We start from the raw sequence: 9,649 nt of genomic DNA on the forward strand, positions 1-9,649 counted from the left end.
GGAGTTTTCTTCTTTATTTCATGATAATTTTATCTCCAGCAGAGGCCTCTTTTGCTTTTTTAATCGTCCGATACGAAGAATATCCACTTATTTCTTCGAATTCACCACAAAGCGTTTTTTCCTGTGCTTTGCTCGGAACAATCTCTTTGAACCGACGATAGGCCATCATGACCTCATCTCGTTCAATCCCTTTTTCATAGGCCCTCTCAATGGATTCAAAAAATTTAATCACATCGACAATTTCTTCAGTCGACCAACTGTAATCAATGGGGTACTGATATTCCATACATTCACCTGCTTTTCTATGCTATTGTGTATGATACCTCTATTCTCCCCATTTTGCACGTATTTGTTCGGCCTCATTTACTATTCTGGTAAAGAGCTCAGCGACTGTCGGTACATCTTTTATGAGGCCCATAACCTGCCCTGCCCAGGCAAAGCCCCCTGCCGTTTCTCCATCGTATATGTACCGTTTATTCGCATTTCCACTAATAAAGTCTTTGAGCTGTTGATAATCACCATGATTCTTCTCAATCGCTAGGATTCTTTCTGTCCAATTGTTAGCAATGGCTCTACCAGGGGCTCCCAGGGTTCGTTTAATGACGACTGTATCACATTCGGTTCCTTCTACTAACGCTCGTTTGTAGACCTCGTGTGCGTGGACACAATCCTTTGTGGCGATAAATCTAGTCCCCATTTCAATCCCTTCTGCTCCTAAACTTAGAGCTGCCATTAATCCCCGTCCATCCCCTATTCCTCCCGAGGCAATCACAGGGATAGAAACAGCATCTACTACTTGAGGTATTAAAACAAACGTCCCAATATCGTCCCTGCCCAGATGTCCGCCGCCTTCCTGCCCCACGACCATAACTGCATCGGCTCCCAGCTCCTCAGCCTTTATTGCCTGTCTCCTTGCAGCTACGAGGACAAGGGTTTTAATATCTGTCCCCTTTAATTGTTCAAAGATAGGTGTTGGATTTCCGCCAGTCATCGAAACAACTGGTACCTTTTCATCGATGGCCACTTGAAGGTACTCTGAGAATGGTCTTCCTTGCTGTCCAATGGCAAAGTTTACCCCAAATGGTTTATCCGTTAATTGTTTAACTTTTCTAATCTCAGCTCTCAGCAATTCAGGCGTGCCCAGTGACATCGCTGTAATTTGACCAAGCCCCCCTGCGTTTGAAACAGCAGCAGCTAGCTCCGAATAAGCTAAGTATGCCAGCCCCCCTTGGATAATCGGAAACTGAATGTTTAATAGGCCGGTAATACGTGTATGCCAATTCAATTGAACCCCTCCTTCACATTTATTAATTTGTTTATTCGTCTTTAAAGGTTAATTTTCCTTTCTTTAAGGGAAACTAACAATATGTTAAAATTTTTCAGTAAAGTTAAATTTAAAACCTTTAAAATACAAAGGAATAATGCTATAATTCCTTTGTTTTATGTCGAATAAAGACGAATAATCCGAGCATTTTTTATAAAGAGGTGTATTTACCATTGTCACAAGAACAAACACCGTTATTCAGCGGTTTAGTAGCACACGCTAAAAAAAACCCAATTCAATTCCACATTCCCGGCCATAAAAAAGGCGCTGGAATGGATACTGAATTCCGCCAATTTATTGGTGATAATGCTTTGTCCATAGACCTAATCAATATCGGTCCTCTTGATGATTTACATCAGCCAAAGGGAATCATTAAACAAGCTCAAGATTTAGCAGCGGAAGCCTTTGGTGCAGATCGCACCTTTTTTTCCGTTCAGGGAACCAGCGGCGCAATTATTGCGATGATTATGGCGGTTTGCGGGCCTGACGATAAAATTATAGTCCCAAGAAATGTTCACAAATCAATTATGTCAGCGATCGTTTTTTCTGGGGCCATACCAGTCTTTATTCATCCCGAAATTGATAAAGACTTGGGTATCTCACATGGCATTACAACTGATTCAGTGGAAAGAGCTTTAACACAGCACCCTGATGCTAAAGCCGTTTTAGTGATTAATCCGACTTACTTCGGAATCTCTGCAGACCTAAAGAAAATTGTTGAAATTGCTCACTCTCATCATGTTCCCGTACTTGTCGATGAAGCCCATGGTGTCCATATCCATTTCCATGATCAACTGCCACTTTCAGCTATGCAGGCCGGGGCAGACATGGCAGCAACGAGTGTTCATAAATTAGGTGGTTCCATGACCCAGAGTTCGATTCTTAATGTAAGAGAAGGACTTGTTTCTGCAAAGCATGTTCAATCCATTTTAAGCATGCTTACCACTACATCGACGTCGTATTTGCTGCTTGCTTCCTTAGATGTAGCACGTAAGCAGCTTGCAACAAAGGGAAAAGAGTTAATTGATAAAACCATAAGGTTATCCCAATCTATTCGGAAAAGAATTAATGAGATCGATCACATTCATTGTGTTGGTGAAGAAATCCTTGGTTCTAAAGCGACTTTTGATTATGATCCGACTAAACTCATTATTTCGGTTAAAAATTTAGGCTTATCCGGTTATGAAGTAGAAAAATGGCTTAGGGAAAAACATAATATTGAGGTTGAACTATCTGACCTTTATAACATCCTGTGCATCATCTCATTAGGAGATACTGATGCTGAAGGGGACCTGTTAGTAAATGCTTTAAAAGAGCTTGCAAGCGAATGTGAGCACCGTGTAGGGCAGATTAAACCATTAGAAGTTCTCCTGCCTGAAATTCCAGTCCTTGCTTTAACACCAAGAGATGCATTTTATGCAGAAACAGAAGTTGTTCCGATTGAAGAATCTGAAGGCAGAATTATAGCAGAGTTTATCATGGTATATCCTCCTGGGATTCCAATATTCATTCCAGGCGAAATTATTACAAAAGAAAATCTACATTACATTCGTGAAAATCTTGAAGCCGGCTTGCCAGTTCAAGGTCCTGAGGATGATGAAATTAAAACTATCCGTGTGATAAAAGAATATAAAGCAATTCAATAGAAGCAAAAAAATAGGATTCCAGAAACGGAATCCTTTTTATTTTATCTTATTATATTTCTTCGTCGTGTTTGTGGTCTTCACAGCAATTACATTTAGAATAGAGCACCGTAACTTTTTCATCTTCAAAGTGATCAATAGTAGAATTACATGTTTGGCATACAAGAGTACCCATTTGTTCAATCCCCTTTTCTTATTGAATGATGATAAATTTAAAACGCTTTCTTATATCCTTAATTCAATAATAATATATCACATTGAACTTTTCAAGCATAAATTGTATGTCACATTATTTATTTTTTCATCATAAACGACCTACTTGATTGTTTATTACTCTTCCTAAAAACTGTAGGACAATTGCTGATTTATTTTATTGTATTTAATGTTGTCAGTACTTTTTAATCAGTGCTAGAATAGAATTGCATAGAAAAATGAACGAAAAAGGGGGAATGGTGATGGCTGTAAATGCATTTATTAAACTTGTGCCCTCATCTGTTAAACAAACAATCACAATCGAAGAAGTAAAAGAATTATTTCATTATTATAAAGATATAACTGCTAAAACGGGCGACCAATTGAACTGGCAGTATGGGGAATCTGCATTTCCATATGATTTAAAGGAAACAGAAGGAAATAAAGGAAAGGCATTTCTCTTGCATTCTGACCACGAACGCTATAATGCCATTTTAATTGGCGTTGATAAGGAAACCGTAATAGAGGAAGATAACACAGAAAGAGAGCAGCAATACATACAAGTTACATTACCTGAACAATCTACACATGGTGATAAAGGAAAAGCAAATGAATTTTGCAAATTCCTTGCCAAAAAACTGCAAGGAGAGCTCCACCTTTTTAATGACAGAGTCATGTATTATTATCCGAGAAAATAACACACAGAAAAAGACTCCAACTAACTGCGGGGTCTTTTTTTACTGTACAAAAAGTGCCAGTGTATAATGGATTGATGTATATATTACAAGACTTAACGCTGTAATAAATAATGTTTTCCGAAGCGATTTGGTCACATAATTACCTAGCATTAATGCCAGGTAAAAAAACACAAAAAACATAATTACTTTATAAATGAGTTGATCATGCTTTGAAAGCCATTCAATAAGTGTATAACCACTCCAAATAATAAATTGTAAGATAATTACTATATAGACCTTCATTTTTATCACCACGCAAAAGACATTGATCTTTTAATTAAGAACAAAGACATTGGCTAGTGTTTTAAATATATGTTTCAGTTTAAACAGTTAGAGATAATTCTCGGAATTCTTTTAAATTCTCCCTCCTATTTAAGACTTCTTTTATTAGTTAAATTCTCTGCTAATAAATAAAGTCCTTCCCTATTTTAGGAAAGGACTTCATTTATGATTACTTAATAATATGAATTGGTGTTCCTAGAGCAACTTCAGCTGCTTCCATTGTAATCTCTCCAAGAGTTGGGTGAGCATGGATTGTAAGAGCTAAATCTTCTGCTGTCATACCCGCCTCGATCGCTAAACCTAATTCAGCAATCATATCAGAAGCACTGGCACCCGCGATTTGTGCGCCAATTACCACACCATCTTCTTTTCGTGTGATTAATTTAAGGAAACCATCACCACTGTCTAAAGATAATGCACGGCCATTTGCAGCGAATGGGAATTTAGCAGCATTTACCTCAATACCTTCTTCTTTAGCTTGTGGCTCAGTATATCCCACAGAAGCTAATTCTGGATCTGAGAATACAACAGCTGGAATTCCGAGGTAATCTATTTCTGATGGATGTCCTGCAATTGCTTCCGCAGCAATTTTTGCTTCATAGGAAGCTTTATGTGCTAATTGAGGACCAGCAACAACATCACCGATTGCATAGATATTACTAATATTAGTACGGCATTGCTTATCTATTTCAATTAGACCACGTTCGCTTAATTTAACGCCCACTTGTTCTAAGCCCATTTCATCTGTGTTTGGACGGCGTCCAACCATGACGAACACATAATCAGCTTCAATTTTCTTTTCTTCGCCTTTAGTTTCAAAGGTAACAACCACACCATTTTCAGTTTCTTCTACACCCTTAGCCAAAGCTTTTGTATAGAATTCTGCGCCACGTTTCTTCATGGTGCGCTTAACAAGTCCAGCCATCTGCTTATCAAATACGCCAAGACCTAAAATTTCTTCTGCGCCTTCTAAGATTGTTACTTGAGTGCCAAAGTTTGCGTATGCACCGCCAAGCTCAATCCCAATAACTCCCCCGCCAATAACAACAATTTTTTCAGGGATTTCAGTTAAATTAAGAGCACCAGTCGAATTTAAAACACGTTTTGAATATTTAAAAGTTGGCAGCTCAATTGGACGAGAACCTGTTGCAATAATTGCATGTTTGAAAGTATAGGTTTGAGCTGAATGTTCGTCCATTACACGGAGTGTATTGGCATCAACAAAAAATGCTTCACCACGAACAATGTTAACCTTGTTGCCTTTTAAAAGCCCTTCAACACCGCCAGTTAATTTCTTAACGATTCCTGCTTTAAAATCTTGAACTTTTGTAAAATCAACCTTTACGTTTTCAGCAGTGATACCGAATGACTCAGAGTGAACAGCTGTTTCATAACGATGTCCTGCAGCAATCAACGCTTTAGAAGGAATACAACCTACGTTTAAACATACGCCGCCCACATATTCTTTTTCAACAATTGTTACTTTTTGCCCTAGCTGAGCAGCACGAATTGCTGCAACATATCCTCCAGGACCCGCACCGATGACTATAGTATCTGTTTCAATTGGGAAATCTCCAACTACCATTTTCTTACGCCTCCATTAACAATAGTTCTGGATCGTTTAATAAACGTTTAATATGATTCATAGCATTTTGAGCAGTTGCACCATCAATCATACGGTGGTCAAAGCTTAAAGATAATGCTAATACAGGTGCAGCAACAATTTCACCGTTACGAACGATCGGCTTCTCGGCAATTCGGCCAACACCTAAGATTGCTACTTCTGGATGGTTAATAACAGGAGTGAACCATTGTCCGCCTGCAGATCCAATGTTAGAAATTGTGCAAGAAGCACCCTTCATTTCATTAGGAGCAAGTTTACCCTCACGTGCTTTACCAGCTAATTCGTTAATTTCATTTGAAATTGTAAATACGGATTTACGGTCAGCATCTTTAACTACAGGAACTAAAAGACCTTTTTCAGTATCAGCAGCGATACCAATGTTGTAATAATGTTTATGGATAATTTCATTTGTTGCATCATCAAGAGATGTATTTAATACAGGGAACTCTCTTAACGCGCTTGTTAATGCTTTTACGACATATGGTAAGAATGTAAGCTTAATGCCTTTAGCAGCAGCCACTTCTTTGAACTTCTTACGGTGTGCTACAAGCTTAGTTACATCAATTTCGTCCATTAAGGTAACGTGTGGAGCAGTGTGTTTAGAGTTAACCATTGCTTTTGCAATTGCTTTACGGATACCGCTCATTTTTTCACGTGTTTCAGGATATTCGCCTTGTGGAATTGGAGCAGCAGCTTTTGGTTCTTCTGTCTTAGCTTCTTCTGCAGCAGGGGCTGTTACTTCTGCAGCAGGAGCCGTCGCACCACCGCTTAAGAACGCATCAATATCATTCTTAAGAACACGGCCGTTTTCTCCAGAACCTGTTACTAAACGAATTTCAACACCTTTTTCACGTGCATATTTACGGACAGAAGGCATAGCAATAATACGACGATTTGGATCAACTTCAGCTTGCGGCTCACCTTGAGCAGCTGGAGCTGCCGCTTCTTGTACTGGTGCTGCTGGAGCTTCAGCTTGTTTTGGAGCTTCTTCGGCATGATCATCGCCTTTAAATTGTAAGTTTTCATATCCCGGAGCATCAAATGTAACCAGTACTTGACCAACTGTTGCTACCGTTCCTTCTCCAACTAAAACCTCTTGAACAGTACCCTCTACTGGGGATGGAATTTCAACTACAGCTTTATCATTTTGGATTTCACATAGGACATCATCTTCTTGGACCTTATCACCTGGCTTTACAAACCATTTGACGATTTCACCTTCGTGAATACCTTCACCGATATCAGGCATTTTAAATTGAAATGACACAGAGATTCATCTCCTATTTTTCATGTATTTTGAGTTATTCACTTTAGAATTGGGAAAAGATGATTCTTTTCCCAATTCTTATGTTATTTATTTTGCAGTTCAACCTGCTAATTAGAAAGTTAGAACTTTTTTAGCTGTCTCAATAACGTCCTTATAATTTGGAAGCCAAACTGATTCAGCTTGTGGGAATGGGAAAACTGTATCTGGTGCAGCAACACGTAATACAGGAGCTTCTAAGCTAAGAATAGCGCGGTCATTAATTTCAGCGACAACATTAGCTGCAACCCCTGCTTGTTTTTGTGCTTCTTGAACGACGATTGCACGTCCAGTTTTCTCTACAGATGAAATAATTGTCTCGATATCAATTGGGCTTACAGTACGCAGGTCAATAACCTCAGCAGAATATCCTTCTTTTTCAAGTTCTTCCGCAGCTTTTAATGATTCATGTACCATTGCACCGTAAGTAATAATAGATACATCAGTTCCTTCACGCTTAACTTCAGCTTTCCCTAGTGGAATAGTATATTCCTCTTCTGGAACCTCTTGACGGAATGAACGGTATAGTTTCATATGCTCAAGGAAAATAACTGGGTCATTGTCACGAATCGCTGAAATAAGCAACCCTTTTGCATCATAAGGAGTAGATGGAATAACTACCTTCACTCCAGGAGTTTGCGCCATAAGTCCTTCTAAGCTGTCCGCGTGCATATCTGGAGTATGTACCCCTCCGCCAAATGGTGAGCGGATTGTTACTGGAGCACTATATCTTCCTCCTGAACGATAGCGTTGACGAGCTAATTGACCAGCAATGGAATCCATTACTTCAAACACAAATCCAAAAAATTGAATTTCCGGTACTGGACGGAAGCCTTGTAAGCTTAGACCTACTGCTAAACCGCCAATTCCTGATTCAGCTAGAGGCGTGTCAAACACACGGTCTTCGCCAAATTCCTGGTGCAGCCCTTCAGTTGCACGGAATACACCACCGTTTACGCCTACGTCTTCACCGAAAACTAACACATTCGGATCATTTCGCAGTTCCGTACGTAATGCATCTGTTATTGCTTGAATCATAGTCATTTGAGCCATGGCTTACTTCGACTCCTTTTCTTTATATAGTTCATATTGTTCTTTTAAAGTTTGTGGCATTTCATCATACATAATAGACATTAAGTCTGTCACTTTTTGTTTAGGAGCAGCATCAGCTTGTTTAAGTGCTTCTTTAATATCTTCTTTAGCCTGTTCAATTACTGCAGTTTCTTTTTCTTCACTCCATAGTCCTTTGTTCTCAAGGAACTTACGGAAACGTACAAGTGGATCTTTCTTTTCCCACTCATTATCTAGATCTGCTGTACGGTAACGAGTTGGGTCATCCCCTGCCATGGTATGTGGGCCATAACGGTAGGTTAATGTTTCAATTAATGTAGGTCCTTCACCATTTACGGCACGCTCACGCGCTTCGCGTGTTGCAGCATAAACTGCTAATGGATCCATTCCGTCTACCACGATACCAGGAATACCTGCCGCCACAGCCTTTTGTGCTAATGTTTTTGCAGCAGTTTGCTTTTCACGTGGAGTAGAAATGGCAAACTGGTTATTTTGAATAACGAAAATGGCTGGAGCTTTATAGGCACCTGCAAAGTTGATTCCTTCATAGAAGTCCCCTTGCGATGTTCCACCATCACCTGTATAGGTAATCGCAACAGCTTTTGTTCCACGCTTTTTCATTCCAAGTGCAACCCCGGCAGTTTGAACATACTGAGCACCAATGATAATTTGTGGATGAAGCACGTTAACACCTTCAGGGATATTCATACCCTCAAAATGTCCTCTAGACCATAAAAAAGCTTGTGATAGAGGTAAACCGTGCCAAACGATTTGCGGTACATCACGGTATCCAGGTAAGATAAAGTCTTCTGTTTCAAGCGCGAATTGAGAAGCAAGCTGGGATGCTTCTTGTCCTGCTGTTGGCGCATAGAAACCTAATCTTCCTTGACGATTTAAAGAAATCGAACGCTGATCTAAGATTCTAGTGTAGACCATGCGGCGCATCAATTCTTGAAGCTGTTCGTCAGTTAGGTTAGGCATTGCTGCTTCATTCACAACCTCACCTTGCTCGTTAAGGATTTGAAGCGTTTGGAATTGTTCTTCTACAGCTTCGAGTGCTTTCTTGGCATCAAGCTGGGCATTCTTAAGTTTAGAAGCCATTGTGTCATCTCTTCCTTTCTATTTAAGGGGCCTATTTTTTTAAAATAAAATCCACTATTTAGATTACCCAAAAATTGCGATTAAACATAAGTTGTAAGCAACTTGTAATTGGTCATCTGTTTGATATTACATAAGATTTGAGGCCTGAATTGGATGGATACATACTATGAACTAGTGTTTCACAGAAAAGGTAAGATAAAAACGAAAAGTTCTTTTTCCATAATATATTATTCTGTATCACTATTTTATGTAACATCATTAGTACAACTTTTATCACACTTCTGAGTTTACAACTTTTAATTTATGCCGTCAAATACTAAGTTTCATTATTTTTCATTAAATAAATTATCCTTAAAATTAATTCTCTTAAAA

At 39.1% G+C, this 9,649-nt stretch carries 10 protein-coding genes; 2 read left to right on the plus strand and 8 right to left on the minus strand.

The features are described from left to right. Positions 1-13: 13 nt before the first annotated feature. Entirely contained in the window at positions 14-286 is a 273-nt protein-coding gene (locus tag V7077_RS00470) for a UPF0223 family protein (protein WP_335497843.1), read from the minus strand. Positions 287-325: 39 nt separating this feature from the next. After that, entirely contained in the window at positions 326-1,285 is a 960-nt protein-coding gene (locus V7077_RS00475) for an NAD(P)H-dependent flavin oxidoreductase (RefSeq protein ID WP_335497844.1), read from the minus strand. A 212-nt stretch (positions 1,286-1,497) separates the two neighbouring features. On the opposite strand from V7077_RS00475, the gene V7077_RS00480 reads away from it, so the two are divergent. After that, a complete protein-coding gene (locus tag V7077_RS00480) occupies positions 1,498-2,970 on the plus strand; it encodes an aminotransferase class I/II-fold pyridoxal phosphate-dependent enzyme (RefSeq protein ID WP_335497845.1) in 1,473 nt (490 codons plus the stop codon). 49 nt (positions 2,971-3,019) lie between these two features. On the opposite strand, the gene V7077_RS00485 is transcribed toward V7077_RS00480, so the two are convergent. Next, on the minus strand, positions 3,020-3,142 hold the full coding sequence (locus V7077_RS00485; protein ID WP_335497847.1) for a GapA-binding peptide SR1P: 123 nt from the start codon (positions 3,140-3,142) through the stop codon (positions 3,020-3,022). A gap of 280 nt (positions 3,143-3,422) precedes the next feature. Here V7077_RS00485 and V7077_RS00490 point away from each other — a divergent pair, with 280 nt between their 5' ends. Beyond that, complete coding sequence (locus V7077_RS00490; protein WP_335497849.1) at positions 3,423-3,857, plus strand: DUF1885 family protein; 435 nt, start codon at positions 3,423-3,425, stop codon at positions 3,855-3,857. A gap of 39 nt (positions 3,858-3,896) precedes the next feature. Here V7077_RS00490 and V7077_RS00495 read toward each other — a convergent pair whose 3' ends face one another. From V7077_RS00495 to pdhA, 5 genes are all read right to left on the minus strand, one after another. Continuing rightward, positions 3,897-4,139, minus strand: a complete 243-nt coding sequence (locus V7077_RS00495; protein ID WP_335497851.1) for a hypothetical protein — start codon at positions 4,137-4,139, stop codon at positions 3,897-3,899. A 208-nt stretch (positions 4,140-4,347) separates the two neighbouring features. After that, entirely contained in the window at positions 4,348-5,763 is a 1,416-nt protein-coding gene (gene lpdA / locus V7077_RS00500; protein ID WP_335497853.1) for a dihydrolipoyl dehydrogenase, read from the minus strand. 4 nt (positions 5,764-5,767) lie between these two features. Further along, on the minus strand, positions 5,768-7,069 hold the full coding sequence (locus V7077_RS00505) for a dihydrolipoamide acetyltransferase family protein (RefSeq protein ID WP_335497854.1): 1,302 nt from the start codon (positions 7,067-7,069) through the stop codon (positions 5,768-5,770). 111 nt (positions 7,070-7,180) lie between these two features. Further along, positions 7,181-8,158, minus strand: a complete 978-nt coding sequence (locus V7077_RS00510) for an alpha-ketoacid dehydrogenase subunit beta (RefSeq protein ID WP_335497855.1) — start codon at positions 8,156-8,158, stop codon at positions 7,181-7,183. Positions 8,159-8,161: 3 nt separating this feature from the next. Then, complete coding sequence (gene pdhA, locus V7077_RS00515; protein ID WP_335497856.1) at positions 8,162-9,277, minus strand: pyruvate dehydrogenase (acetyl-transferring) E1 component subunit alpha; 1,116 nt, start codon at positions 9,275-9,277, stop codon at positions 8,162-8,164. Between the last annotated feature and the right edge of the window lie 372 nt (positions 9,278-9,649).

This window comes from Neobacillus vireti (assembly GCF_036962465.1).
Lineage (GTDB): Bacteria > Bacillota > Bacilli > Bacillales > Cytobacillaceae > Neobacillus > Neobacillus vireti_B.

Bases quoted from the DNA above. Each gene is read 5' to 3' on its own strand.
- pdhA (WP_335497856.1), bottom strand. From the start codon at position 9,277: ATGGCTTCTAAACTTAAGAATGCCCAGCTTGATGCCAAGAAAGCACTC.
- V7077_RS00495 (WP_335497851.1), bottom strand. From the start codon at position 4,139: ATGAAGGTCTATATAGTAATTATCTTACAATTTATTATTTGGAGTGGT.
- V7077_RS00510 (WP_335497855.1), bottom strand. From the start codon at position 8,158: ATGGCTCAAATGACTATGATTCAAGCAATAACAGATGCATTACGTACG.
- V7077_RS00470 (WP_335497843.1), bottom strand. From the start codon at position 286: ATGGAATATCAGTACCCCATTGATTACAGTTGGTCGACTGAAGAAATT.
- lpdA (WP_335497853.1), bottom strand. From the start codon at position 5,763: ATGGTAGTTGGAGATTTCCCAATTGAAACAGATACTATAGTCATCGGT.
- V7077_RS00485 (WP_335497847.1), bottom strand. From the start codon at position 3,142: ATGGGTACTCTTGTATGCCAAACATGTAATTCTACTATTGATCACTTT.
- V7077_RS00490 (WP_335497849.1), top strand. From the start codon at position 3,423: ATGGCTGTAAATGCATTTATTAAACTTGTGCCCTCATCTGTTAAACAA.